Source organism: Panacagrimonas perspica (assembly GCF_004364935.1).
Lineage (GTDB): Bacteria > Pseudomonadota > Gammaproteobacteria > Nevskiales > Nevskiaceae > Panacagrimonas > Panacagrimonas perspica.
This window is the reverse complement of record NZ_SOBT01000008.1, coordinates 2,182,425-2,208,791: the sequence shown is the minus strand read 5'-3', so window position 1 is coordinate 2,208,791 and position 26,367 is coordinate 2,182,425. Positions and strand designations below refer to the sequence as shown.

General features: G+C 66.9%; 22 protein-coding genes. 6 read left to right on the top strand and 16 right to left on the bottom strand.

Annotated features, from left to right (window positions below):
* Window positions 1–7: 7 nt before the first annotated feature.
* From DFR24_RS09975 to DFR24_RS09965, 3 genes are all read right to left on the bottom strand, one after another.
* The gene (locus DFR24_RS09975) at window positions 8–2,896 is read right to left on the bottom strand and encodes a response regulator (RefSeq protein ID WP_162851131.1); all 2,889 of its coding nucleotides are present in this window, start codon (window positions 2,894–2,896) and stop codon (window positions 8–10) included.
* A 186-nt stretch (window positions 2,897–3,082) separates the two neighbouring features.
* Window positions 3,083–3,778 carry a flavin reductase family protein gene (locus tag DFR24_RS09970; protein ID WP_133881108.1) on the bottom strand — a complete coding sequence of 232 codons (696 nt, stop codon included), beginning with the start codon at window positions 3,776–3,778 and terminating at the stop codon, window positions 3,083–3,085.
* Between the two features lie 199 nt (window positions 3,779–3,977).
* Window positions 3,978–4,751 (bottom strand): class I SAM-dependent methyltransferase, encoded by a 774-nt coding sequence (locus tag DFR24_RS09965; RefSeq protein ID WP_133881107.1) that lies wholly within the window; start codon window positions 4,749–4,751, stop codon window positions 3,978–3,980.
* Window positions 4,752–5,004: 253 nt separating this feature from the next.
* Here DFR24_RS09965 and DFR24_RS09960 point away from each other — a divergent pair, with 253 nt between their 5' ends.
* The gene (locus tag DFR24_RS09960) at window positions 5,005–5,883 is read left to right on the top strand and encodes an SDR family NAD(P)-dependent oxidoreductase (protein ID WP_133881106.1); all 879 of its coding nucleotides are present in this window, start codon (window positions 5,005–5,007) and stop codon (window positions 5,881–5,883) included.
* Between the two features lie 118 nt (window positions 5,884–6,001).
* On the opposite strand, the gene DFR24_RS09955 is transcribed toward DFR24_RS09960, so the two are convergent.
* From DFR24_RS09955 to egtB, 3 genes are all read right to left on the bottom strand, one after another.
* On the bottom strand, window positions 6,002–7,465 hold the full coding sequence (locus tag DFR24_RS09955) for an ABC transporter permease/substrate-binding protein (RefSeq protein ID WP_133881105.1): 1,464 nt from the start codon (window positions 7,463–7,465) through the stop codon (window positions 6,002–6,004).
* Window positions 7,458–8,198 (bottom strand): ATP-binding cassette domain-containing protein, encoded by a 741-nt coding sequence (locus DFR24_RS09950; protein WP_133881104.1) that lies wholly within the window; start codon window positions 8,196–8,198, stop codon window positions 7,458–7,460. The genes DFR24_RS09955 and DFR24_RS09950 overlap by 8 nt, the downstream gene beginning before the upstream one ends.
* 117 nt (window positions 8,199–8,315) lie before the next feature.
* Complete coding sequence (egtB, locus tag DFR24_RS09945; RefSeq protein WP_133881103.1) at window positions 8,316–10,544, bottom strand: ergothioneine biosynthesis protein EgtB; 2,229 nt, start codon at window positions 10,542–10,544, stop codon at window positions 8,316–8,318.
* Between the two features lie 389 nt (window positions 10,545–10,933).
* Between egtB and DFR24_RS09940 the strand changes: the two genes are divergently transcribed.
* The 3 genes from DFR24_RS09940 (at window position 10,934) to DFR24_RS09930 (ending at window position 13,130) form a co-directional block, all read left to right on the top strand.
* The gene (locus DFR24_RS09940) at window positions 10,934–11,302 is read left to right on the top strand and encodes a DUF427 domain-containing protein (protein WP_133881102.1); all 369 of its coding nucleotides are present in this window, start codon (window positions 10,934–10,936) and stop codon (window positions 11,300–11,302) included.
* Between the two features lie 110 nt (window positions 11,303–11,412).
* The gene (locus DFR24_RS09935) at window positions 11,413–12,579 is read left to right on the top strand and encodes a trans-sulfuration enzyme family protein (RefSeq protein WP_133881101.1); all 1,167 of its coding nucleotides are present in this window, start codon (window positions 11,413–11,415) and stop codon (window positions 12,577–12,579) included.
* Window positions 12,580–12,629: 50 nt separating this feature from the next.
* On the top strand, window positions 12,630–13,130 hold the full coding sequence (locus tag DFR24_RS09930) for a GFA family protein (RefSeq protein WP_133881100.1): 501 nt from the start codon (window positions 12,630–12,632) through the stop codon (window positions 13,128–13,130).
* 5 nt (window positions 13,131–13,135) lie between these two features.
* On the opposite strand, the gene DFR24_RS09925 is transcribed toward DFR24_RS09930, so the two are convergent.
* Window positions 13,136–13,606: a hypothetical protein gene (locus DFR24_RS09925; protein ID WP_133881099.1), complete on the bottom strand. Its 471-nt coding sequence runs from the start codon at window positions 13,604–13,606 to the stop codon at window positions 13,136–13,138.
* A 39-nt stretch (window positions 13,607–13,645) separates the two neighbouring features.
* Complete coding sequence (locus tag DFR24_RS09920) at window positions 13,646–15,277, bottom strand: flavin-containing monooxygenase (protein ID WP_133881098.1); 1,632 nt, start codon at window positions 15,275–15,277, stop codon at window positions 13,646–13,648.
* A 103-nt stretch (window positions 15,278–15,380) separates the two neighbouring features.
* Between DFR24_RS09920 and DFR24_RS09915 the strand changes: the two genes are divergently transcribed.
* Window positions 15,381–16,424: an AraC family transcriptional regulator gene (locus tag DFR24_RS09915; protein WP_211346594.1), complete on the top strand. Its 1,044-nt coding sequence runs from the start codon at window positions 15,381–15,383 to the stop codon at window positions 16,422–16,424.
* Window positions 16,425–16,501: 77 nt separating this feature from the next.
* Here DFR24_RS09915 and DFR24_RS09910 read toward each other — a convergent pair whose 3' ends face one another.
* The 7 genes from DFR24_RS09910 to DFR24_RS09880 form a co-directional block, all read right to left on the bottom strand.
* Window positions 16,502–17,242, bottom strand: coding sequence for an SDR family oxidoreductase (locus tag DFR24_RS09910; protein ID WP_133881097.1), 741 nt, complete (start codon window positions 17,240–17,242; stop codon window positions 16,502–16,504).
* Window positions 17,243–17,249: 7 nt separating this feature from the next.
* Window positions 17,250–17,561, bottom strand: coding sequence for an EthD family reductase (locus DFR24_RS09905; RefSeq protein WP_133881096.1), 312 nt, complete (start codon window positions 17,559–17,561; stop codon window positions 17,250–17,252).
* Between the two features lie 105 nt (window positions 17,562–17,666).
* Window positions 17,667–18,044: a YajD family HNH nuclease gene (locus tag DFR24_RS09900; protein WP_133881095.1), complete on the bottom strand. Its 378-nt coding sequence runs from the start codon at window positions 18,042–18,044 to the stop codon at window positions 17,667–17,669.
* Between the two features lie 92 nt (window positions 18,045–18,136).
* On the bottom strand, window positions 18,137–19,168 hold the full coding sequence (locus tag DFR24_RS09895; RefSeq protein ID WP_133881094.1) for an HlyD family secretion protein: 1,032 nt from the start codon (window positions 19,166–19,168) through the stop codon (window positions 18,137–18,139).
* A 7-nt stretch (window positions 19,169–19,175) separates the two neighbouring features.
* On the bottom strand, window positions 19,176–20,699 hold the full coding sequence (locus DFR24_RS09890) for an MFS transporter (protein WP_133881554.1): 1,524 nt from the start codon (window positions 20,697–20,699) through the stop codon (window positions 19,176–19,178).
* Window positions 20,700–20,755: 56 nt separating this feature from the next.
* Window positions 20,756–22,177, bottom strand: coding sequence for an efflux transporter outer membrane subunit (locus DFR24_RS09885; protein WP_407075119.1), 1,422 nt, complete (start codon window positions 22,175–22,177; stop codon window positions 20,756–20,758).
* A gap of 29 nt (window positions 22,178–22,206) precedes the next feature.
* The gene (locus DFR24_RS09880; RefSeq protein ID WP_133881093.1) at window positions 22,207–22,965 is read right to left on the bottom strand and encodes an SDR family oxidoreductase; all 759 of its coding nucleotides are present in this window, start codon (window positions 22,963–22,965) and stop codon (window positions 22,207–22,209) included.
* A gap of 148 nt (window positions 22,966–23,113) precedes the next feature.
* Between DFR24_RS09880 and DFR24_RS09875 the strand changes: the two genes are divergently transcribed.
* Window positions 23,114–24,700, top strand: a complete 1,587-nt coding sequence (locus DFR24_RS09875) for a winged helix-turn-helix domain-containing tetratricopeptide repeat protein (protein WP_133881092.1) — start codon at window positions 23,114–23,116, stop codon at window positions 24,698–24,700.
* Between the two features lie 13 nt (window positions 24,701–24,713).
* On the opposite strand, the gene DFR24_RS09870 is transcribed toward DFR24_RS09875, so the two are convergent.
* On the bottom strand, window positions 24,714–26,339 hold the full coding sequence (locus tag DFR24_RS09870; protein ID WP_133881091.1) for a flavin-containing monooxygenase: 1,626 nt from the start codon (window positions 26,337–26,339) through the stop codon (window positions 24,714–24,716).
* Between the last annotated feature and the right edge of the window lie 28 nt (window positions 26,340–26,367).

Genomic DNA, 26,367 nt, shown 5'->3' with positions numbered 1-26,367 from the left:
TCTGCGCTTATTCGAGCCTCGGCTCGCAGCGCCTCAGCGCCTCGTCCAGCTTGTCCAATGTCACCGGCTTGCTGAGGAAATCATCCATGCCGGCGTCGAGGCACATCAGCCGATCCTCCGTCATCGCATTCGCAGTCAGGCCCACGATCCGAGGCCGATGTGCATCGCCCCATCGCCGCCGAATCTCGCGGGTTGCTTGCAGGCCATCCATCTGTGGCATCTGGACGTCCATCAGCACCGCATCGTAGGGACGACGCTCGACCGCCAGCAGCGCCTCCTGGCCATCCGCGACGAAGTCGGCCTCGTAGCCCAGCTTGCGAAGCAGCAAGCCCACGACCTTCTGGTTGGTCGTGTTGTCTTCAGCCACCAGCAGCTTCAGCGGACGCCGATGTCCGGGCAGCTCGCTGGTGACGGTACCGCTGCGCGGCTGCCGTTGCGCGTGATGGAGCACATCGCTGATCGCCTCGAACAGCTGGGACGGTTTGACCGGCTTGGTCAGTCGCGTCACGAACTCGCCCAAGGCGTCGCCAGGCGCCATCGAACTCAACAGGATCAGCGGAAGCGTCCGGTACGCGGTCAAGGCATGGATCGACGCGGCGAGCTGCGCGCCGTCGATCTCGGGCATGTAGTAGTCGAGCAGCGCAAGATCGAACGACTCGCCTCGCCATAACCGGTTCAGCGCGTCGCGCGGCGAGGGGGACAGCACGGCTTCGACGCCCCAGCGGCCGAGGAAGCCCTCGATGATCGCGCGATGGCTGGCGTTGTCGTCCACCACCAGGATCCGGCGGCCCGCCAGGCCGGTCGGAGCGGGATCGGGCGCAGGGTCCGCCTGCGCATCGACACCGAGCCGCACCGTGAAATGAAACTGGCTGCCGCAACCGGCCTCGCTCTCGGCCCAGATGCGACCGTCCATCATGCTCACCAGACGGCGGCAGATCGCCAGGCCCAGGCCGCTGCCGCCGTAGCGGCGCGCGATCGAGGCGTCGGCCTGCGAGAACGCGCTGAAGAGGCGCTCCATGTGGTGCGGCGCGATGCCGATGCCGGTGTCGCGTACCGAGAACTGCAGGTCGTGATGGCCGTCGCTGCGGGGATCGGCCCGGACGCTCAGCGCCACCTCTCCGGACTCGGTGAACTTGATGGCGTTCGCCAGCAGATTGATCAGCACCTGGCGCAGGCGTCCAACGTCGCCGACGACGCGTTTGGGTACGCCGTATTCCACCTGCAGCAGCAGTTCCAGGTGCTTGGACGAGGCGCGCGGCGCGACCAGGTCCATCGCCGTCTCCAGGGACTCGCGCAGGCTGAAGGGTTGTCGCTCCAAGGTCATCGTCCCGGATTCGATCCGGGAGAAATCCAGAATGTCGTTGATCAATGCCAGCAGGTGATCGCCACTGCTGCGGATGGTCCTGACGAAGTCGTGCTGTTCCGCACTCAGCGGCGTGTCCTGCAGCAGGCTCGTCATGCCGATCACCGCATTCATCGGCGTGCGGATCTCGTGGCTCATCGTCGACAGGAAACTGCTCTTGGCCCGCGTCGCCTCTTCCGCCGTTTGCCGGGCGCGGATCAGCTCCTCGATATCCATCACGCCGGCAAAGATGCGCACCGGGCGCTGCTGCGCATCCTTCATCAGCACCGCGCGGGTCTGATACCAGCGGTACTCGCCGTCACGCGAGCGCTGGCGGTACTCCATCTGCGCAGGCGGGCCGCCCGACGCCATCTCGGCCCAGCGTTGATGCACCATTTCCATGTCGTCCGGGTGCAGGATCTGCGACCAGCTCGCCATCTGGATGTCGTCGAGCCGGAAGCCCAGCTCCTGCTGGATCCAGGTGTTCGCGAAATCGAATCGACTGTCCGGCGTCGCGGCCAGGATGCCGATCGGCAGTGCCTCGGCCAGGAACCGGAAGCGCGATTCGCGTTCGGCCAGCGCCTGCTCGATGCGCCGCTCGAGCGAGGCGTTGGCTTCGCGCAACGCCGACTCGGCGCGGCGCCGTTCCACATGCGCGCGAGTGCGTTCGGCGACATTGCGGATGAAATCCAGCTCCAGTCGCGACCAGCTTCGCGGCAGCGGGGCCACCACGAAGAACATGGCGACGAAGCGACCGGCCTCCATGACCGGGACATTCACCCCGGATCGCGCCCCGACTGCCCGGCAGGCCGCCGCATTGAGCGAGTGCAGCCCGGTTGCGTCGACGTCGTCGAAGACCACGTCGTCGCCGCGTCGCAGCACGTCCAGCGGCGTTCCGTAATGCGGCAGCCAGTGCGCGCCCACGAGGCTGGGCGCACCTGCTGCCGTCCAGTCGTCTGCGACCTCCAGCGTCTCGCCGTCGTCCCGCATCGTGCCGAAGCTGGCGGACCCGACCTCGAGCGCGATTCCGACGGCTTTCCCGGCCACCCGCGCGATCGCCGTCGGATCCGCCACGTCGCGCAGCTGGTCGTCCAGATCCCGAAGCGCGCGCCGCAGCTTGCGGTCGACTGCGTTGGTCTGCTCGATGACCTGCCGCGCCGCGGCCAGTTCGGCTTCGGTGCGCAGCCGCGCGCTGATGTCCTGCGCACGGTGAAAGGCACCGACGATCTTGCCGGCGGCGTCGCGCAGCGGCGTGTACGAGATCTGCCAGAAGGGCTTGGACAGGTCGGGGTCGCCGAAGTCCTGGACCACGTCGAAGCGCTCGCCCGCCAGCGCACGGGTCATGAACCCGCGCATCACCCTGGCCTGGTCCTCCGCGCGGAACAGGTCGGGGAACACGTCGCCGACCTTCACGCGATAGGCGTAGATGCCGAAGAAGCCGTCGCTGTGCGCCTGGTTGAACGCGGTGAGGCGATACTCCAGATCGAAGGCGCAGACCGGTGATGTCTCGGTCTGGAGGATCCGTTCCCAGGTGGTGATGTCTGCGTTCGACAATCGACTGTTCGCCTCACCGGCGGAGCACTGGCCCTGCGCCATAGGTTCACACAGCGCGGCCCGATTGCAACCTGACGCTCCGTTGCAGGTTGCGGCGCCCGATAGGATTCGCCGTCGCGCAGATCATGAACAGGCGCCGCTGTGCGCGGCCGGCATCGCTCCGGCCGCGCAGTGGGCGGCAGCGCGCTAGGCCTTGGCCGCCGCGCGTGCCCGCCCGACGTCGGGGCTCAGGTAGGTCGCCTCCGGAATCTCGCCCAGGCGGGACGAATGAACCTGCTCGGTCGTGCAGCTGTAGAACTTCTGGAACTTCATGATCAGGGGCCCCCACTTGTCGGGGTCGATGCGGTCGTTCGTGCCCTGCATCAGCAATTCGGGGTGCACGTGCACGCGCTGGATGCGGACCTCGAACACCTTGATCCCGACCTTCCACATGGGATCGTCCGCCATGAATCCGTTCGTGGCCGACAGCACCGCTTCCATCTGGACCGGGCATTCCAGTGCGCGAGGCGGCTTGACCGTCTCGCTTGGCGCCTGCGTGAGGCCCGAGATTTCCCACTTGTTCTTTTCGTGGGTGTAGTTGCGCATCACCTTCGCAGCGGGGACGGGATCGCTTCCGGTCCGACGCGCCAGCCGATCGACATGCTCGACCTGGGCCGGTGAGGGCAGGTTGAGCACGCACTCGCCGGTTCGCATCAGGTTCTCGGTGTTCTTCGAGCTGGCGTCCAGCCCCAGGATGCAGCGCCACCCGAGCCAGAACGCCGAGGACATTGGCGCAATGTTCGAGGTGCCGTCTTCGTTGGTCGTGCTGATCAGGACGACGGGCGTGCCCCAGTAGAGGATCGCCGGTTCGACACTGATGGTCTTGATGTTGGATGCGGTCATGGCAAAAAACGTTCGCGGTGGTGAAGGTGCGACCAGTCTGCGATCGCGAGCCGGGCCGCTCACTCCGGTTCTTGCTGCCGTATTCCGAGGGAAGGATTGCGCCAGACGCGTGCTGCTCCGGCACGCGCCGTCGGGCGCTGAAAAACACGGGCGGCGATGCCCGGCCGTGCGGGCATGCCGATCACGGCGACGCCCCGGATCAGCCCAGGCGAACGCCCGAATACGCCATCGTGACGTAGGGGAACGCGACCTCGTCCTTGCCCGCCAGGGCCGGTGTCGACGCGATCAGCGCGCCCACCTGCCGCTCGACCCGGGATCGTTCGCTCGGCGGCAGCGCCGCAATGAAACTTACCGACAGCGAGCGATCGACGATCACCCGGTGCGGCGGCCCGACATGCCGGTACGCAAAGCGCTGCTCGCGCAACGGCGAAAACATCGTCGTCGTCCCGAAGGGCCGTCGCCAGGCGCCACTCACGAAGCGCGGCGCATCGCCTTGGTGTCGATCGATGATCTTCGACAGCGCGGCGACCCAGTCGAGGCTCTCGTCGCGGACGTTCCAGACCAGTCCGAGCCGGCCGCCCGGCCGCAGCACCCGATGGATCTCGCCGAGCGCGGTGGCGTTGGCGAACCAGTGGAAGGCCTGCGCGCAGATCACCGCGTCCACCGACGCGTCGCCGAGCGGAATCGCTTCGGCCGATCCTTCGAGCGCGACTGCGCCCGGGTGAGCGGCCTGAAGCTTTTCCCGCATCTCGCGAACGGGTTCCACGGCGATGATGTCGGCACCCGTTGCGGCCAGGAACGGCAGGAATTTTCCGGTACCCGCGCCCAGGTCGCACACCGTGCGGCCGGCGATCAGCCCGAGGCTCGAGCGCAGCCAGTCGACGATCGCGGCGGGATAATCCGGCCGGCCCTGCTGGTAGGTGGCGGCGCCGAGCGCGTAGCCCTGTTCTGCGGAGTCGTGGATACCCGGCATGCGGAACCTCGGATGGTTCGAATCGAAGCACGACGATCGTCGTGCAGGGTTCGAGTTCTGATCGCTCGACGAGTTCCTCGGTCTGGCCGGATGGCGTTCAACGCCGCTGTTCCGGAACTGCGGTGGTCCGCCTTCGGGCCCCGATCTGCACGATGGCCAGGAATCACCACCGGTCGCGGTCGGCCGAAGAACGCGCGACCATCGCGGCCTGCGCTCGTTGAGGGGCGCTCCGTACCCATCGGGAGAACAGGCGATGCCTCATTCGTACAGCGGCAAGGTCGCACTGGTGACGGGCGGTGCGAGCGGCATCGGGCGCGCCACCGTCGAGCGCATGCTGGAAGACGGCGATGCGGTGGTGGCCGCAGACCTGAATGCAGAGAACGGCGAACGCCTGCTGTCCGAACTCTCCGGACCGAGCCGCGAGGGCCGGCTGATCTTCGTGCGCACCAACGTCGCCGAAGAGGCGGACATCGCCGCTGCCGTGACGCGCGCCGTCGATACGTTCGGCCGGCTGGACAAGCTGGTGAACAACGCAGGTCTGGGCGGCGCTTTCGGACCGATCACGGAGATCGACGTCGACGATTGGGATTACACGTTCCACGTGCTGGTGCGCGGCGTGTATCTGGGCGTCAAGCACGGCGCCCGCGCCATGATCGCGCGTGGGGAAGGTGGGGCGATCGTCAACGTCGGCTCCGTTGCCGGGCTCTACGGCGGCGGCGGGCCGGTCGCCTATTCGAGCGCCAAGGCGGCGGTGATCAACTTCACGCGCAGTGTCTCGCTGGAACTGGCGGCCCACCGGATTCGCGTCGACGCGGTGTGCCCCGGCTTCATCCGCACGCCGTTGGCGCTCGGTGGCGGCGCCGGGCCGGACCTGTCGGCCCTCCAGCCGTGGCCCGATCGCGGCGAGCCGCGTGACCTGGCGGATGTCATCGCTTTCCTGTGCAGCGACGGATCACGGTTCATGACGGGTACCGACATCGCGGTCGATGGCGGGCTCACGGCGGCAGGCGCGCAGCTGGCGAGCGCGCCGGGCAACACGCTCGCCAAGGGCGTGGTGGGCGTCAATCGCGGCAGTACCGGCGAGCGGTCGCTGATTCGCCGCAAGCTGGGCAGGGACGAGATCCGGAAGTGACGGCCTGCCGATACGTCCGCTGACGGACGCGCGCAGACGGCCGTGAAGCGGCGGCCGCTGCTGACGCTGCTGACGCTGCGCCGCGACGGACAGACCACCGGCGGCTGGAGCAGCCGCCTCAGTGCACCCGGACCCATCGTCGTTCGAGCATGCCGAACGCCCATTGCACGGCGAGCGCGAGCAGCGCGGCTGGCACCGCGCCTTCGAGAATCAGCGCGTGGTCGTCCAGACGGATGCCGGTGAGGATCGATTGCCCGTATCCCCCCGCGCCGATCAATGCGCCCAGCGTGGCGGTGCCGACGTTGATGACGGCTGCCGTCTTGATGCCGGCGAGAATGGAGCGCGCTGCCAACGGCATCTCGATGAAGCGCAGCCTGGCCCTGCTCGAAAGACCCAACGCGTCTGCCGAGTCGCGCAGGTCCTGCGGGATGTCGGCAAGGCCGGCGTGCGTGTTGCGCAGGATCGGCAGCAGGCTGTAGACGAACAGCGCCGTGACGGCCGGCGCGTATCCGATCCCGAGCCACGGGATGAGGAATACCAGCAGCGCGAGCGCCGGGATGGTCTGCAGCACGTCCGCTACCGCGAAGATCGGCCGGCTCAGCCGGGGACGGCGAAACGCCAGCACGCCCAGCGCGACGGCGAAGGGCACCGCCGCGAGCAGCGACAGCCCCACCATGGACAGGTGCTCGAGCGTGCGCCGCAGCAGCCGCGCCGATCGAGAGTCCTTCGCGATGCGCGACTCGACGCCCAGGGCGTCGCGGATGAAGGCCTGGGCCACCTTGGCTTCGGGGACGTGATCGAGCTTGGCCTGGGCGTTGAGCCGCGCCATCGTGGGGGCGTCGATCGTGCCGGCGAGTTGCTCGAAGACCTTGCGCACGTCCGGCGCCACATCGGCGCGGCACAGGAACAACGCATCGTAAGCCGGGAAGTAATGCCGGTCGTCCTGCAGCGTGACCAGGTCGTAGTACGCGATTTCCGCGTCGGTCGAATACAGATCCGTGACGTCGATCGATCCTGCGGCGAGCGCGCGATAGGCCAGATCGTGGTCCATGCCGCGTACGTCGGCCTGCGGCAGTCCGTAGGCCGCACGAAGTCCCGGCCAGCCGTCGGCGCGATCGAGAAACTCGTTGCTGAAAGCCAGGCGCAGCCCCGGATGCGAAACCAGATCCGACATGCGCATCACCGACAGCTTCTGCGCCGCTGCCTTGCGCATGCCCAGCACATAGGTGTCGTTGAAGCCGATGGGTGGCGATGCCCAGATGGCGTCGCGCTGCAGCAGTGCCGCCAGTTGGGCGTCCGTGCCGGCCGCCTCGCGCGCGTAGATCTCGGCACGCAGCGTTCCGGTGTACTCGGCGTAGCAGCTGAGGTCTCCGCGGCGCAGGCTGCTCCAGAGCACGGCCGTGCCGCCGAGCTCCCGCTGGTGCCGGGCCTCGATGCCGCCGTTTCGAAGCATCTGCGTGGCCAGCTCGCCCAGGATCACGGACTCGGTGAACGCCTTGGATCCGATGACGACCGGACCGGCGTTCGCGTTCGCGCAACTCAACGCGAGCATCAGGACAACGAGGCGCGCGATCCTAGTCATGAAGCGGTGGCAGCGGCTGCTGTGCGGCAAGAAACGCGCGGACGAATGCATCCGCAGGCGCCCGCTGCAGGTCGGCATGGGTTCCCCGCTGCACGATGCGTCCCTCGCGCATCAGCACGATGCTGTCGGAGAAGAAGGCCGCCTCGGCCAGATCGTGGGTGACCAGCACCACCGTCTTGCGCAGCCGATCGAACAGCGCGCGCAGGTCCTGCTGCAGTTCGTGACGCACCATCGGATCGAGCGCGCCCAGCGGCTCGTCCAGCAACAGCACGTCCGGGTCGAGCATCAGCGCGCGCATCACGCTCACCCGCTGGCGCTGGCCGCCGGAGAGCTGGCCGGGGTAGCGGTCCAGCAGATCGCCGGGCAGCCGCACCAGCTCGGCGAGTGCCTGGAAGCGCTCGGCGATCCAGGGCGCCGGGCGCCGAAGATGTCGCGCGCACAGCGTCACGTTCTCCCGCGCCGTCAGGTGGGGAAAGAGGCCGCCGGACTGGATGACGTAGCCGATGCGATGCCGCAGCGCAGCGAGATGGGCGGATTCGAGAGCCTGCTCCCCGATGCGGACCTGGCCCCGGGAGGGAATCAGCAGGCCCACGGCAATCTTGATCAACGTGGATTTGCCGCAGCCGCTGGGGCCGATGAGCGCGGTGGTCGTTGCGTGATCCAGCGACAGCGTGACGTCACGCAGCGCGGTCACGCCCGGGTAGTCGTACGTGACGTTTTCGAACGCGATCATCCGGACGCCGTTGCGCCAGGCGCAGGGATGGCGAGCCGTCCGCATCCGTCGTGTGAGGAAGACACGGCGTCGTGACCTGTGCGCCAGGGTGCCGGAGAAGATCCCGCGCGCGTGCGGTCAGCGCGCCCGGAACAGGAAGACGCCGAAGCTGGGAGCGCCGGAGATCCATTCGCGTTCGAGCACCCACCCGGCCTCGGCCGCCAGGCCGGTGAAAGATTCGCGCGTGAACTTGTGCGAGTTCTCCGTGTGGATCGATTCGCCCTCTTCGAAGGAGAACGCACGACCGGCGACGGAGACGATCTGCGCCCGTGTACTCACCAGGTGCATCTCGATGCGCGCGAACCTCGGGTTCCAGCGCGCCTCGTGCCGGAAGGACAGCGGATTGAAATCGCCGTCGAGCTCGCGGTTGATCCGCTGCAGAAGATTGCGATTGAACGCCGCCGTGATGCCCGCCGCGTCGTCGTAGGCCGCGTGCAGGGTGGCGGGGTCCTTCACCTGGTCGGCGCCGATCAGCAGCCGGTCACCCGCACCCAGGCCTCGTCGCAGCCCGCGCAGCAGGGCGAGGGCCTGGTCGTGTTCGAAGTTTCCGATCGTCGAGCCGGGGAAGAAGACGAGCACCGGCTGGCCCTTGAGGGACGCCGGCATTTCGAGGGGCCGCGTGAAGTCCGCGACCTGCGGAAGGATGGTCAGCGACGGGTAGTCCATGCGCAGGCGCTCGCTGGCGGCATGCAGCGCATCGGGACTGATGTCGACGGGCACATACACGCTGAGCTTGGGCGAGGCATCGAGCAGCATCCGCGTCTTGATGCTGGCACCACTTCCCAGCTCGAGCAGCATCGTGTCATCGGCCAGCAGCGATGCGACTTCCGGCGCGATGCGTCGCAGCATCCCGATCTCGGTGCGCGTCGGGTAGTACTCGGGCGTCTCGCAGATCGCCTCGAACAGATCGGAGCCGCGGTCGTCGTAGAAGTACTTCGGCGAAAGGACCTTGGGCTGCCGCGTCAGTCCTGCGAGCACGTCGGACATGAATTCGGGATCGGGGTCGGGTGCGTCCGACGACTGATCGACATCCTGGGCGAGCCTGACGCCGGAGAACATCCAGCGCTGTCCTGCGCGGTAGAAGTTGCGATACGACGCACGGGCATGGCCGGGCGGCGTCGCGATGCAGGCGCCTCTGAGCACCATCTGCCCGCTCATGAACTTGCCGTTGTACTCGCCGACGGCGCCCGCGGCCGCGCGGAACCGCGGATACGGCGCGTAGGAAGACGAGGTCCATTGCCAGGCGGTGTCGTACACCTGCTCGAGTCCCTGGACGGTGCGTACTGCGTGTTCCCATTCGAACTCGGTGGGCAGACGGGCGCCGGCCCATCGGGCATAGGCGTCCGCCTCGAAATAGCTGACGTGCAGCACGGGCGCGGCCGGGTCGATGGGCTGCAGGCTCGCCGGCGTCATCTGGAACCAGCGATCGCCGTGACGTTCCCAGTAGAACGGTGACTGCCAGTCCTCGGCGCAGCGTTGCTCCCAGCCATCCGAGAGCCAGAACCGGGCGTCCTGGTAACCACCGGCCGACATGAACGACAGCCATTCGCCGTTGGTCACCAGTCGATCCGCGATGGCGAACGGCGCGAGCCAGACGCGGTGTTGAGGGCCTTCGTTGTCGAACGCGAAATGCGTGGCGCTCGCGCCGATGCGCGCCCATCCGCCCCCGCTGCAGCGGAACCCGGCCGCGCGCCCGCTCGCGGCCAGCGGCCACTCGGGATCGAACACGGATTTCAGCGCCGATTGCGCGAACAGGTGCATCGCGTCCATCACCAGGAGTTCCTGATGCTGTTCTTCGTGCGCCAGTCCCAGTTGCACCCGTGCGTCCACTTCCGGTTCCAGCGGCTGGCCCAGCAGGCAGCGCATCTGCGTGTCGACGTGGCGCCGGTATTCGAGGATCTGCTTGAGCGTCGGGCGCGTGAGCAGTCCGCGCATCGGTCGCGGATGCCGCGCACCGACGGCCTCGTAGTAGGAGTTGAAGAGAAAGTCGAAGCGGTCGTCGAACGGCTCGTAGCCGGGGCTGCGCTCGCGCAGGATGAATCGCTCGAAGAACCAGGTCGTATGGGCCAGATGCCATTTGGTGGGGCTGGCATCGGGCATGGACTGGACCACCATGTCCTCGTCGCTCAGATGCGCGATGAGCTGCACCGTGCGTGCCCGCACCGCCAGGAAGCGGACCAGCAGCGGTGCATCGCAGGCATCGACGTGCGCTCCACCACTGGTACACGGTGCCTCGGCCAGAGCCCCGTTGAGGACCTCGGGGCGAGGGGCTTTCTTCGAATACGATCTGAAGGCGGAGGAGGGCATGCGGGTCCCCGGGTCAAAGGTCACTGGACGAAACGTGGCGAACGGCGGTCGCTGCGTGTGGATCGTCGGCAGGCGAATTTCAGGAAAACGGGCAGGGCCAACGACGCGTTCGTCGGCGTTCCGAGTGTGAATGATCGTTTCTTTCACCGCGGGGTGACAGGAGTGCGTGTCCTCAGGGCCGTCCGGGCCTCGTCCGCTCCCTTCGCGCGGCCTGAGGCACCCTGCTCCGGCACGGCGGTTCAGCAACAAGCGCGCCCAGCGCGCGCTACCTGTAGGTCGATGGGCACGTGTCGCGAGCGTTGCGGCTGCATGCACTCTTCTAAGATGGGATTCGGCCCAAACGCCGTCGGATCGAACGACGCGCGCAGCGCCGCAGCCCGGAGATCGACATGACAAGCAGGCGGATCCTGAAACCCTCGCCGGAACATCCCATCGACATCGAGCTCGCAGGCCGGCGGGTGACGGTGAAAGTCGACGGAAAGCTGATTGCGCAGACCGAGAATGCGCTCGAGTTGCGCGAAGCGAAATACCCGCCGGTGCTCTACATCCCGCGCGCCGACGTCAGGATGGAGAGCCTCGAGCGCAGCGAGCACACGACGTACTGTCCGTTCAAGGGGGATGCGAACTACTACGGCATTCCGGCCCTCGGCGAGCGGGGGGCAAACGCCATCTGGACGTACGAGAATCCTTACGAGGCGGTGGCACCGATCAAGGAACACCTGGCGTTCTATCCGGACCGCGTGGAGATCGTTTCGTAGTCTCGTCCTGCGGGATCGGCTCGCCCCGCGAATGTCCGGCGCCGGCGATTCGGGCGCCTGCCTCGAAGGTATGATCCGGAGTCCCGCGCTTCCACGGTCATCGGTCTGCGATGGACTCTTCCAAGCTTGCGCTGTCCACCCGATGCATTCATGGGGGTCAATCACCGGATCCCGCGACCGGTGCGGTGGTGCCGCCGATTTCGCAGGCGACGACCTACGTTCAGCAGTCGCCCGGCGTGCATTCGGGGTTCTCCTATTCACGCGCTCACAATCCGACGCGGTTTGCGTGGGAGCGATCGATCTGCGCGCTGGAATCGGGCCGTCATGCCTGGGCCTTCGCGTCCGGAATGGCGGCCATCGCCACGGTGCTCGAGCTGCTCGATTCCGGCAGTCACGTCATCGCCCCGAAGGATCTCTACGCGGGCAGCTACCGGCTGTTCACCGACGTGCGCAAGCGCAGCGCGGGCCTGGATTTCAGCTACGTCGACCTGCGCGATACGTCGGAACTCGAGGCGGCGATCCGACCCGAAACCCGATTGATCTGGGTGGAGACGCCCAGCAATCCGATGCTGCGTCTATGCGATCTGTCGGCGATCGTCGCCGTCGCCAGACCGCGCGGCATCCTGACGCTGGCCGACAACACCTTCGCGACGCCGATTCTCCAGCGACCCCTCGAACTCGGATTCGACCTGGTCACGCACTCGTCCACCAAGTACCTCAACGGCCACTCCGACATGGTGGGCGGCGTGGTGATCGCGGGTGAAAACGCCGCGCTGTCGGATCGCGTTCGCGTGCTGCAGACGGCGGTCGGCGCCATCGCGGGTCCCTTCGATGCCTATCTGGCGCTGCGCGGCGTCAAGACGCTCGCGCTGCGGATGCAGCGGCACTGTCAGAACGCGCAGGAATTGGCGGCGTGGCTCGAACGGCACCCGAAGATCAGGACCGTGCATTACCCGGGGCTGGCGTCCCACCCCCAGCATGCGCTGGCCCGCAGGCAGATGGCGAGCGGATACGGAGGCATGGTCGCGATCGAACTGGAGACCGACCTCGCAGGAACCCGGCGCTTCCTCGAAGGGTTCGAGCTGTTCCAACTCGCCGAGTCCCTCGGCGGCGTGGAGAGTCTGGTCGGGCATCCGGCGTCCATGTCCCACTCGGGCGTGCCGGAGCCGGAGCGCCTGCAGAACGGCATCACGTCCAGCCTCGTGCGGCTGTCGGTCGGCATTGAAGACGTCGATGACTTGCGCTCTGATCTCGACGGAGCGCTGAAGCGGATCTGACGAGGCCGCGCTGGCGAAGCAGGACCGATGGAACACTCAAGGAGATTGCCGTGCATCTGAAAGGTTCGTGCCATTGCGGCAAGGTCCGTTTTTCGGTCGAGTCGGCCGAGCCCGTTCCGTTCATGCGGTGCTACTGCTCGATCTGCCGCAAGACCGCAGGCGCCGGGGGTTATGCGATCAATCTCGGTGCCGACGCCGGAACCTTGAAGGTGACCGGCAAACGGTTCCTGAAGATCTACCGCGCCCGACTTCCCAACGAGAATGGCGCCGGCACGCATCTGAGCAAGGCGCGGCGCCATTTCTGCACGTTCTGCGGCAGTGCACTCTGGGTCTGGGATCCGACCTGGCCTGAGCTCGTGCATCCCCACGCGGGCGCGGTCGACACGGCGCTCCCGGCACCCCCCGACAACGTGCATTGCCTGGTCGGCTCGAAGGCGCCATGGGTCCGGATCGAGGGCCGCCCCGATGATCCGCGCTTCAAGAACTATCCCAAGTTGTCGCTGGCGCAGTGGCACCAGAGCAAGGGGCTCACCTCTCCGGCAAAACGCTAGCGCTGCTAGATATTTGCCGTTGCCAGGTCATTGACGGTCACGAGGCGCAGAAGCCCGCCTGCGCGATCGAGGAACTCGAAGAGCACGCCATCGTCGGCCTGCATGCTGAAGAACAGCAGCGATCCTGCGGGGCCTCCGTATTCCATGTGCAGGTCACCCGCGGGATTCTTCGTCACATGACCCGGCTTCCGGGTCTTGTGGACGGTCTCGGTGTCGCTCTCTTCCACGACGTGATGCTCGCCTTCGAGCACGACCACCGTGGTCTTGCCCATGTGCTTGTGGAAGTGGCAGTAGCGGTCCGGTTCCCAGCGCACGAGGAAGTCGGCGCTGCCCTTGGCGACGTCGGTGCCCATGACGGCGACCCAATAGTCGATGGGGTAGTCGAACGCGTCGCCACCCTCGAGACGAGCCCACTGCAGATTCTGCGCGCTGTACGAACTCAGCTCGGCCAATTTCTTCTCGGTTTCGGGATTCATGTCAGTTCTCCTCGGACGTTCTTGTAATGGACAGCGGCATCAGGCGACCGCGGTCTCGCGCTCCAGCGTGAAGCTGTCGTACTGCCGGGCAGCGATCTGCCCGATCTTCTTGCGGTAGTCCGCGAACCCGACGTAGATCGTGAACACTCGCGGCTTGCCCGGAATGTTCGAGCCGTAATACCAGCTGTTGCAGCCGCTGAACTGGGTGGCCTCGGCGATCGCCGAGACGTCGCGCATCCACTCGTTCTGGCGCTCGCCCGGCGTCTCGATCGTGTGGATGCCCTCGGCGTCGAGGAAGGCAATGCAGTTCGAGATCCAGTCGACGTGATCTTCGATGGCCATGACCATATTGGTCAGTACCGATGGACTGCCGGGGCCCGTCACCATGAAGAAGTTCGGAAAACCGGCCGACATCAGGCCGAGATAGGTCTGCGCGCCCTGCGCCCATTCGTCGGTCAGACGGCGACCCTCCCGTCCCTGGATCCGGATGCGGGAGAGCGCTCCGGTCATGGCATCGAACCCCGTGGCGTAGACGATGGCATCGACCTCGACGACACGGCCGGCCACGCGTACGCCGTTCTGGACGAACGACTCGATCGGCTCGGCACGAATGTCGACGAGATCGACGTTCGGGCGGTTGTATGTTTCGAAATAGCCCGAGTCGCTGCACAGCCGCTTGCAGCCCACCGCATGATCGGAGGGCATCAGAAGTTCTGCCTTGCGCGGATCCTGGACGATCGAGCGGATCTTGCCGCGTATGAATTCCTGCGCGGCCCGGTTGGCGGTCGGATCGGTGAACACATCCTGGAACGCACCGAGAAACTGAAGACCGCCGAACGCGGACCAGCGGCGCTCGAACTCGCGCTCGCGCTCCGCCGGGGATGCGTCCGCGAGATTTCGGGGGTTGACGAACAGATTGAAGGCGAAAGGCTGTTCGAGGTTGTGCTCGCGAAAGCGGCCGTACTCGATCTTCGTCTTGGCGACCTCATCGGGCTGCAGCGGTCGGTTGCACGCCGGGACGGAGAAATTCGGCGTGCGCTGGAACACCGTCAGGTGCGCGGCTTGTGCCGCGATCAGGGGGATGGACTGGATGCCGGACGAGCCGGTCCCGATCACGGCAACCCGCTTGCCCGTGAAATCCACTCCCTGCTGCGGCCAGCGGCTCGTGTAGTGGATGTCGCCGCCGAAGCTTTCCTGTCCGGGGTACTTCGGCTCGTTCGGTTGGGAAAGGCATCCCGTCGCGGCGATGAAGTAGCGCGCCTCGTAGCGCTTGCCGCCTTCGATCGTGATGTTCCAGCGTCTCGAGCGCGCCGAATAGTCGGCCGAGATGACGTTGCTGTCGAATCGGATATTGCGCCGCAGATCGAAACGCTCGACGACGTGCTCGATGTAGCGAAGGATCTCGGGCTGCGTGGCGTATCGCTCGCTCCACGCCCATTCGGATTGCAGGGCCTCATCGAACTTGTAGGAATATTCGAGGCTCTCGACGTCACAGCGCGCGCCCGGATAGCGGTTCCAGAACCAGGTGCCGCCAACACCGCTGCCGCGTTCCAGGACCGTTGCCGTCAGACCCTGTTGCCGCAAGCGATGCAGCATGTACAGACCGGCGAAGCCGGCGCCGACGACCACCGCGTCGACGAGGGCCACTTCTTCCGACGGCGTGTCGTTCATTCGCATCTCCTCCGCTACGGTCAGGAATCCAGAAGGCCGCAGCGTGAGCGCATCGCATGCACTGGGCTTGACCCAAGGAGACAATCTCTGGACAGTTGGAGACATGATGTCGCCGACGGTCCGGACCAGCAGTCTTCGGGGTTATGAAGCATTGATGCGGCAGCTCGGAGCCGATCCGGGGGCTCTGCTGCGTCGATACCGGATTCGGGCGGCTTCGCTTCAGGACGAGGATGCGTTGATTCCGCTGCAGTCTCTCGCCGCGCTGCTCGAAGCGAGTGCGGCGATGACCCGGCGGCCCGACTTCGGTCTGCGGCTGGCGCTCAAACAGGACATCAGCGTTCTCGGGCCGGTTGCGATCGCCATGCAGAACGCCGCTTCGGTGGGCGACGCGCTCAACTACGCATCACGCTATTTGTTCGTGCAAAGTCCGGGACTGGTCCTGACCAATAGCGAAGAGAGTTCGATCGTTCAAGGCTGCGCGGAACTGCGCGTGGAGATACGCCTTCCCCGCGCGGCTCATCGCCAGACGCTGGACCTGAGCCTGGCCGATCTTCATCACATGCTCGGCCTGCTGGCCGGCAAGGCCTATGTCCTTCGGGCGGTCACCGTCCCGTGGACACTGGGCTCGGACCGCACCTACGAGCGCTTCTTTGGAGCTCGGGTCATGCCCGAAGAAGCACACGCGGCGCTTCACGTCGCTCGCACGACGCTGTCGACGGCGCTGGGTTCGGTCAACGTGGCGTTGCGCAAGATCGCAATCGACTATCTGGCGCTCGCGTTCGATACCCCGGAGACGACGTTCGCTTCCCGGGTTCAACAGGCGCTCAGACACGCTCTGGGAACGCCGGCCGACAGCCGCCCCAATATTGCCCGCCTGCTGAATGTGCATCCGAGGACTCTTCAGCGCCGGCTCGAGGCGGAAGGGACGACGTTTGATCAGCTGCGCGACGGCATGCGCAAGGATCTGGCGCGGCGATATCTCGAGGAAACCCGAATGTCGCTGCCTCATCTGGCGAACATGCTGGGACTCTCCGAACACTCGGCGTTGACGCGCTCGTGCCGGCGCTGGTTCGGATGCGCCCCGTCGAAAGTTCGTGGCGCCCGAATTCCCGGGAGCGGAGTTCGTGGGGGCAGGGCGAAAAGCTAGTCCTCGCAGTCGCGGATCGGACGTCCGGACCGTCGCCCCACGGCGTCGATATCCGTCCAGTTCGGGGGAGGGCGGGCTCAGGCCGCCAGGTATGAGCCACCGGTGACGAACACCACCTGTCCCTGGATCATCGCCGCGCCAGGGCTGGCGAGATATTCGATCAGGCTGCAGTAGTCCTCGTCGGTGACGTTGCGCCCGCTCGGGTTGGCGGCAGCGGACTGGCTCAGGATCTCGTCGGTCCTGTCGCCGTACACCTGGCGCAGCGCTTCGGTGTCGACCGCGCCCGGCGCGACGCAGTTGGCGCGCACGCCCAGCGGTGCGAGTTCCAGCGCGAGGTAACGCACCAGACTCTCCGCCAGCGATTTGCCGGCGCCGACGGCCGCGTAGTTGGCCAGAGGCACGCGGCTGCCGCGGCTCGAGAGAAAGAACACGGTGCTGCCGCGCTGGAGCAGCGGCCGCGCCGCCTGCGCCAGGTACACCAGCGCCGTTCCATTGAGATTGATCGCCTCGGTGAACGCCACCGGATCGATCCCCAGCAGCGGGCCCGGCAACACCTTCACCGCGCAGTGGACGAGCTGGTCGAGGCGGTCGGTCTTCGCCTTGACCTGATCGAGCAGCGCATGGGCACCAGCCGGCGTGCCGACATCCCCGCGGATGACGTGGCAGCGCGCGCCCAGCGCATCGATCTGGCCACGCGCGCGCTGCGCTGCGGCTTCGTCGGCGCGATAGTTCAGGAAGACATCGACGCCCGGCTTGGCGAAGCGGCGCGCGATGGCGAGCCCGATGCCCTTGGTGCCGCCGGTGACGAGGATGGCCATGCCGCGCTCAGCCGTCGTGGCCCATGAACGAGGTCAGCGTGACGCCGTAGCGCTCGATCATCTGGCCGGCATCGGCGCGCAGCGCGGCCCACTCCGGCGACTGCTCGCAGCGTTCGAACGAGGCCTTGTCCGGCCAGATCATCACCGCAGTGCGATGAAACGGCGGCGCACTGCCTTCGAGTCCTTCGCCGATCAGGATGGTGTCGAGCCCGGCGAGACCCGGCACCTTGCGCGCCAGCGGCGCATGCGTGCCCAGGTAGGCGTCCTCGAACGCGGCGCGATCCTTCGGCGCACTCCACAGCGCAATCAGCTTGAACATGGCGATCTCCTCGTGGCGGCAGGCCCTGGGCCTTCCCGGACTCTAGCGAAGGCCGGGGCGGCGGACGAAGAGGGTTCGCCCGCTATCGCGACGCGGTCGCGCCCGTCAGTTCTTCTTCAGCATCGCCTTGAGATCCGCGAACGGATTGCCGGTCGCAGCCGCTGCAGCGTCCGGCGCCGCCGAGGCGCCACCGCGCGCATCCAGATACCGCGAGTGCTCGTTGTCGTGGCAGTAGAGGCACAGCAGCTCCCAGTTGCTGCCGTCCGGCGGATTGAAATCGTGGTCGTGGTTGCGGTGATGGACCGTCAGCTCGTGGCGGTTGGCGTTGTTGAACTCGCGGCTGCAGCGGCCACAGATCCACGGGTACATCTTCATCGCCTGTTCGCGATAACCGAGGTTGCGCTGGTCGGCGGCACGCACGGCATCCGCGACGACGCGGTCGAGGCGGGCGAGATCGGGGGCCTTCCCCTTCTTCGGTGTCATGTTTCGTTACCTCGGATCGAATCGCCGCATTCTCCAGTCCTCGAAGGCGCTTTGCCAGACACGAGGTGTCCTGTCGCTGCACGCCCTCGGCATCACTTCCCGATCCGGATCGTCGGCGTCACCGACATGCCCACCCGCAGATGCTCGCGCGCCGCCTGATCGGGATCGATGCGGATACGCACCGGAAGACGTTGCACGATCTTCGTGAAGTTGCCGGTGGCATTGTGGGGCGCGACGGCCGAGTAGCTGACGCCGCTGGCCGGACCGAGACTTTCCACCGTGCCCTTGAGCGTGCTGCCCGGCAGCGCGTCCACGTCGATCTCCACCGATTGCCCCGAGCGGACGTGTGCGAGCTGCGTCTCGCGGAAATTGGCCTCCACGTAGACGGCCTCCAGCGGAATGATCGCGAGCAGGGACTTGCCGGCATCGATGAACGCGCCGACGCGAATGGAGCGCTGTCCCACCATGCCGTCGATGGGCGCCGTGATACGGGTGTAGGAAAGTTTCAGCTCCGCCGCGGCGAGCGCGGCTTCAGCGAGTTCGAGCGCGGCCTTGGCCTTCTCCACATCGGCGCTGAGCACGTCCTGCTGCTGGCGCGAGATCTGCAGGCCGGCGCGATTCTTTTCCAGGCCTGCCGACTGCACGCTCAGCTGGGCTTGCGCCTGCTGCAGCGCCTGCACGGTGCCGGATCCGTCAGTGGCCAGGTTCTGGTAGCGCACGGCATTCATCTGCGCCAGCTTCAGCGAAGCCTCGTCGGCGACGACCGCTGCGCGCGCCTGGCGGATCGACGTGTCCTGCTGAACCTTGTGTGCCTCCAGGCTCAGGATGCCGGCGCGTGCGCTGGCGACCTGGGCCTTCGCGGCGTTCACGACCACGACGAAATCGCGATCGTCGATCGTGGCGAGCAGCTGCCCTTTCTTCACCGGCTGGTTGTCCTCGATCAGGACCTCGAGGACTCTTCCGGACACCTGCGAGGCCACTGTCGTGAAATCGGCCTGGATGTAGGCGTCGTCGGTGGACTGGCTCGATGCGTCGGATTCGGAAGCGTTGAGATGCATCGCGGTTGCGATCGCGGTCGCGAGCAGCGCGGCACTGAGAAGCTTGGCTTTCATTGGCAAGGCCATGACGGGTTCATCCAGCAGAGGGTTGAGCAGAAGGACGGGCAGCGGCAGCGCGCTGCAGGGGCGGAGCGATGTACGTGAAGCGCAGCACCAGCGGAATCAGCAGCAGCGCCAGAACCGCGAGCACGCGGTAGGCATCGGCGATCGACAGCACCAGCGCCTGCTGGCCGATGACGCGGGCCAGCTCGGATGGGGCGAGCAGATTCGGCAGGGCCTGATCCACCGTCGCGGCGTGGTCGAGCAGCAGGTCGGCGTGGAAGCGACCGCGCACCGTCATGAACTGCGTCACCAGCGCGGCGCCGGCCAGTGCGCCCAACGCACGCAGCCCATTGATGGTGCCGGCCACGAAAGGACCTTCGGTGGGCTGCACGACGCTGGTGATCAGGAACAGCATCGACACGATGGCCATCGGCTGTCCGAAGGCCTGCAGGATCTGCGCGGCGACGAACTGCTCGCCGTTCCAGTCGGACGTGAGCTGCGCGCCGGACAGGCAGGCCAGCGCGATCAGGCACAGCCCGGCGCAGAGCACGAGTCGCGCGTCGATCCACTTCTGGTACAGCAGCAGCGACACCGCGAATCCGAGCACGAGTTGCGGCAGTGCCACGATCATTCCGATCGACGCCATCTGCAGCGGCCGATACGCCTGCAGCGCGCCGAGATGACTGATCGGCAGCAGCGAGCTGGACGTCAGCACGACCAGCAGGCAGACGAACAGCGTGCAGCCCACCGCGAGGTTGCGACGGCCCAGGATCTGCAACTTGATGAACGGCGCCGGGTGATACCACTCGCTGATCAGGTACACCGCGAGCAGGGCCGCACCGATCGATAGCGACGATGCGATCAGCGGCGAAGCCAGCCAGTCCAGCCGCACGCCCTGGTCGAGCGCGATGGCAATCAGCACCAGCGCCGTTGCGCCGCAGGCCATGCCGAACCAGTTGGCCTGTCCGAAGCGCGCGCGCTGGATGGATTCCTGCGGCATGCCCCGGGCCACCAGCACGGCCGCCATCAGCGCGAGGGGCACGACCTGCCAGTACACCCAGCGCCAGTCGTGCACGCCGTCGGTCCAGTATCCGGCGAGCCAGATCGACAGATTCGGCGCGAGCGTCGCGGTCATCGCGTAGAGCGGCAGGCCGTACAGGCGGATCGGCGGCGGCAGGAACTTCAGCGCGGCCATCATCAGCACCGGGATCAGCGTGCCGCTGGCGACGCCTTGCGTGAAGCGCAAGCCCATCAGCAGATGCAGATCACGGACGAACGGAAGGATCAGCGCGAGCAGCGCGCAGGTGACGATCATCCAGAGCTCGAAGCGGCGCACCGACAGCGTGATGGCGAACCAGGTCGCGAACGGCATCGCCACCAGTTCGCCGGCGTTGTAGGCCGTGTTGAGCCAGGACGCGTCGTCGAAACCGAATCCCAATGCGCCGCGCACATCGGCCAGCGCGAGCGCGCCGACGCGGCTGTTCAGGCCCGCCATGATGGCGGCGAGGAACACGCCGGCGAGTCCCAGCAGCGGCGGCTTCGACAGCGCGGGCATCGGCACCGAAAGGGGCGTCTGCTGGAGGGCTTCCGCCTGCAAGGAGACGAAGGCGTTCATCGGCCGTCCGCGTCCCAACCGCCGCCCAGCGACTTGTAGAGATTCACCAGCACGAGCGCGGCGTGGGTCGCGCTGTCGTTGAGACGGGTCTGGCTGGCCAGCAGGCTGCGTTGCGCCGTCAGCACGCTCAGGTAATCGGCAGCGCCTTGCTGGTAGCCACGATCGGCCGCGTGCATCGCCTGCGCGCTCTGCTCGTGCGAAGCCAGCAGGTCGGCGTGCTCGCCCTGCTGCGCCGACCAGGCGTCGAGGGCGTCGTCCACTTCATGCCAGGCGCCCAACACCGTCTGGCGATAGGCGAGCGCGGCTTCCCGCTGGCGCGATTCGTTCAGCACCAGGCGCTGCGTCAGGCGGCCGCCCTGGAAGATCGGCAGGTAGACCGTCGGGCCCACCGAGAAGAAGCGCGAATCCCAGCTCTCCAGATCGCCGCTTTCGAAAGCTTCCACGCCGATGCGACCACGCAGGCCGATGCGCGGATAGAAGTCGGCCTGGGCCACACCCACAGCCGCAGTGGCGGCGTGCAGGCGCGCCTCGGCACGAAGGATGTCCGGTCGTCGGCGGGCCAGCTCGGAACCCACGCCGGTGGGTACATCGAGCGGCAGCGAAGGCAGCGGCATGGCGTCGCGCAGTTGCGCATCGAGTGCGCGCGGCGGCTCGCCCAGCAGCAGGGCCAGCGCATTCGTCAGACTGTTGCGCTGGCGGGCGAGCTCGGGAATCGTCGCCTTGATCGTCGCGAGCTGTGCGCGGGCGGAGGCGGTCTCAAAACGCGTGGCGACGCCGTTGCGCTCGCGGCTTTCGGCCAGGCGCACGACGTGGTCGGCGAGGTCCAGGTTCTGCCCGGCGATGTCGAGCTGCGCCTGCACACCGCGCAACTGCAGGTAGGTTCGCGCCACTTCGGCCGACACGGCCACCTGTGCCGCGTGACGGTCGTACTGCGTGGCCTCGACGCTCGCCGCCGCGCCTTCGCGGGCGCGGCGCGCACGGCCCCACAGGTCGATCTCCCAGCTCGCGTCGAAACCCAGTTGCCAGAAATCGCTGGGCGCACTCGGTGCGCCCAGCGCGACAAACTTGCCGTGCTCGCTGAGTCCTTCGCGTGCATAGCTGGCGCCGCCGGCCAGATCCGGCAGCAGCGCCGCGTTCGCGATGCCGAGCTGGGCGCGGCTCTGCGCGATCCGCTCGGCGGCGAGCTGCAGATCGAGATTGCCGGCAAGCGCGCGGGTTTCCAGTTCCGCGAGCAGCGCGTCGTCGAACCGCTTCCACCATTGCGACGGCACCGCGACATTGGAAAGCGCGCTGGACCCTTCGTACATTTCTCGCGGCGCGAGCACCACATCGCCGAGGCCGTTCTCGGGCCTCGTGAAATCGGGACCCACCGCGCAGCCTGCGAGCAGCGCGGCGCACAGCGCCACGCTCGCCTGCAGGCCGTGGCGCGACAAGGTCGATGCCGATTTCACGACGTCGCCGCCGACGCGCGGCTGAGCCAGTTCTGGAAACGGGTAGGGCCGATGCGGGCATCGGCATCGGTCACCAGCGAGCGATCGTCCAGCTTGGCGCCGAAGTAGCCCGCGCGGATATCGGCGATCACTTCGCGCTTGTCGCCGCGCGACGCCAGGAACTTGCGCGCCAGTTCATCGAGCGGGAAGCGATCCGGGCCGCCCACCTCGACGGTGCCGTTCACCGGCGTGCCCACCGCGAGATCGGCCAGCACGGCGCAGACGTCGTCCGAGGCGATGGGCTGGATCAGCGCCGGCGACAGGCGGAAGCCGTTGCCGTCGACACCCGAATTCGTGATGGCCTCGACGAACTCGAAGAACTGCGTCGCGCGCAGCAGCGTGTACGGGATCTTCGACGCCTTGATCAGCGTTTCCTGCGCGAGCTTCGCGCGGAAGTAACCGCTGTCCGGCAGCCGTTCCAGGCCGACCACCGACAGCGCCACGTGGTGCTCGACGCCGGCGGCCGCCTCGGCGGCCTGCAGGTTGCGGCTGGAGGTCTCGAAGAATTCCAGCACCGCCCGGTCCTCGAACGATGGTGCATTCGAGACGTCGACGACGACCTGGGCGCCTGCCAGTGCCTCGGCCAGTCCCTGGCCGGTCACCGTGTTCACGCCGGTCCGCGGCGACGCCGCCACGGTCTGGTGACCGTTCAAACGCAGCCTGCTTACAATGTTCGAGCCGATCAGGCCGTTACCACCGATCACAACGATTTTCATGTTCCGCTCCTCGATTCCGGGTCGCCCATCAGGGTTGTGGCGACCGACGGAAGCAGGATGCGGATTCGCGGAACGAGAGACTTTGTCGAACCCTTGGGTTTCCCTTGTTTTCTCCTTGGTGACCGCCCGGGACCCCATGGAGCCCTGAATGCCGCTGGTTTTCAACGACTGCGTGCTCGACCTGGACCGGCGGGAGCTGGCGCGGGCGTCGCAGGTCGTCGCCACCCCGCCGCAGGTCTTCGATCTGCTGGTCTATCTGGTGCAGAGCCGCGAGCGTGTCGTCAGCCGCGATGACCTGATGCAGGTGATCTGGGCGGGGCGGATCGTCTCGGAGTCGACGCTGGACAGCCACATCAACGCGGTGCGCAAGGCGGTGGGCGACAGCGGCCAGGCGCAGCAGGTGATCCGCACCGTCGCCCGCAAGGGATTCCGTTTCGTGGCCGAGGTCAGCGACACCGGCTCATCGACGGGCGTCGTCGAGGCCGCCGTCGTCGAGCCGGTCGCGTCCATTGCCGCCGTCGCCGTTGCGCCGACGTTGCCGAGCCGGCCTTCCATCGCCGTGCTGCCGTTCGTGAATCTCAGCGGCGATCCGGAACAGGACTACCTGTCCGATGGCGTGGTGGAGGACATCATCGCGGCGCTGTCGCGGCATCGCTGGCTGTTCGTCGTCGCGCGCAATTCGAGCTTCACGTACAAGGGCCGCCCGATGGACGTGAAGCAGGTCGGCCGCGAGCTGGGCGTGCGCTACGTGCTGGAGGGCAGTTGGCGCACGGCGAACCAGCGCGTGCGCATCACCGGCCAGCTGATCGACGCGGCCACCGGCGCGCATCACTGGGCGGGTCGCTTCGAAGGCGTGCTCGACGACATCTTCGAACTGCAGGACCAGATCACGTCCAGCGTCGTCGGCGCCATTGCACCCGAAGTCGAGCGCGCCGAACTCGAACGCGCGCGCCACAAGCCGACCGAAAGCCTGGATGCCTACGACTACTACCTGCGCGGAACGGCCAAGCTTCATCAGGGTACGCGCGACGCCCTCGAGCAGGCCCTGCCGCTGCTGCACAAGGCCATCGAGATCGATCCTGTATTCGCATCGGCCTACGCGATGGCGGCGTGGTGCCACTGCTGGCGCAAGATCAACGGCTGGATGACGGATCGATCACACGAGATGGCGGAAGGCGCGCGCCTGGCGCGCCGCGCGGTGGAGCTGGACAGGAGCGATGCGGTGGCGCTCACGCGCAGCGGTCACGCGCTGGGCTATCTGGCGAACGACATCGCAGGCGGCATCGCCCTGATCGACAAGGCGCTGATGCTCAATCCGAACCTCGCGGCTGCGTGGTTCCTCGGCGGGTTTCTCAAGATATGGAACGGCGAGCCCGAAGTGGCGATCGACTACTTCTCGCGTGCGATGCGCCTGAGCCCCGTCGATCCGGAGCAGTACCGGATGCAGGCCGGCATGGCGGTGGCGCATCTGTTCCTCGGGCGCCTGGACGCATCGTCGTCGTGGGCCGAGAAGGCCTTCCGCGAATTGCCGAGCTTCCTGCTCGCCGCCGCCATTCTCGCCGCGAGCCACGCGCTCGCCGGTCGCACGACCGAGGCGCAGCGCGCGATGGAAACCCTGCGCCGGCTCGACCCCAGCCTGCGCCTCTCCACGATCGGAGAGTGGCTGCCGATCCAGCTGCCCGAGCATCTGGTCACGATCCTGGACGGGCTGCGCAGGGCGGGGTTGCCGGAATAGACCGGCCGCGGCTTCACGCGATCGCGAAGCCGGGATAACCGCTTTCGGCCTCGGTATCGCAGGTCTTCTTGTACGCGCGAAAGCCGCCGAGATAGGGAAGCACGACTCTCGGCTTGCCCGGCACGTTGTCGCCCATGTACCAGGAACTCGCGTTCGCGAAGAGCGTCTGCCTGCCGATGTCGTCGACGGTGCGGCGCCAGTCGGCTTCCGCCTCGGGCGTGGCTTCGATCGTGCTCCGACCGTTGCGGTCCAGGTAGGTGATGCAGCCCATGATCCAGTCCACGTGGTACTCGTTGCCGAGCACCATGTTGTAGAGCACCGACGGACTGCCCGGGCCGGTGGTCATGAACATGTTCGGGAAGCCCGACGTCATCAGGCCGAGATGGTTGCGCGGGCCGTTCTTCCAGCAGTCGTTGAACTTCACGCCGTCGCGCCCGCGGATGTCGATGCTGGCCAGCGCGCCGGTCATCGCGTCGAAGCCGGTGGCGAAGATCAGCACGTCGAGTTCGTGCTCGTCGTCGCCGACTTTGAGTCCGTTCGGCGTGATCTCGCGGATCGGCTGCGCCTTCACGTCGACCAGCGACACGTTGTCGCGGTTGAAGGTCTCGTAGTAGCCCGTGTCCGCGCAGATGCGCTTGGCGCCGAACGGGTAGTCCTTGGGCACCAGCAGGTCGGCCACTTTCGGATCGGTGATCTTCTCGCGGATCTTGCGCTGCGCGAAGGCGGTGATGGTGTCGTTGGCGGCCTTGTCGGTGAGCAGGTCGACGAAGCTGCCGTAGAAGTAGAGGCCGCCGGCCGTCCAGCGGCGTTCGTACTCGGCCTCGCGCTCGTTTGCATCGACGTCGAGCGCGCGGCGCGTCTCGGGGCGCAGGCGTGCGCAGATGCCGACATCCGAATCGCGCTCGATGGCGCGCAGCTCGCCGTAGTTCGCCTTGATCTGCTTTTCGTACGCGGGGTCCATCGGTCCGTTGCCGGCCGGGATGCTGAAATTCGGTGTGCGCTGGAACACCGTGAGGTGCCTGGCCTGGCTGGCGATGATCGGGATGCACTGGATGCCGGTCGAGCCGGTGCCGACGATGCCGACGCGCAGGCCGGTGAAGTCGACGCCTTCGCGCGGCCAGGCCTGCGTGCGCAGGATGCGGCCGCGGAACGTCTCGGCCCCCGGATACTCGATCGGCTTGGGCGCGGACAGGCAGCCCGTCGCCATCACGCAGAAGCGCGCCGTCACCGCGTCGCCGCGATTCGTCTCGACCTTCCAGCAGCGTGTCGCGTCGTCGAACACCGCCGAACTGACGCGTGTCCCGAACTGGATGTCGCGGCGCAGATCGAAGCGGTCGGCGACGTGGTTGATGTAGGCGAGGATCTCGGGCTGCCGTGCGAAGCGCGAGGTCCACTTCCACTCCTGCTGCAGCGCTTCGTCGAACGAGTACGAGTACTCGAGGCTCTCGATGTCGCAGGCTGCGCCGGGATAGCGGTTCCAGTACCAGGTGCCGCCGACGTTCTCGCCCGCCTCGTAGACGCGCGCCTTGAGACCCATCTGGCGCAGTCGGTGGAGCATGTACAGGCCCGCGAAACCGGCGCCCACGACGATGGCGTCGTACGTGGTCTCGGGGCGAACGGGGAAAGTCGGCATGTCCATCGGAATCTCCTTTTGTTGTGAAATGACT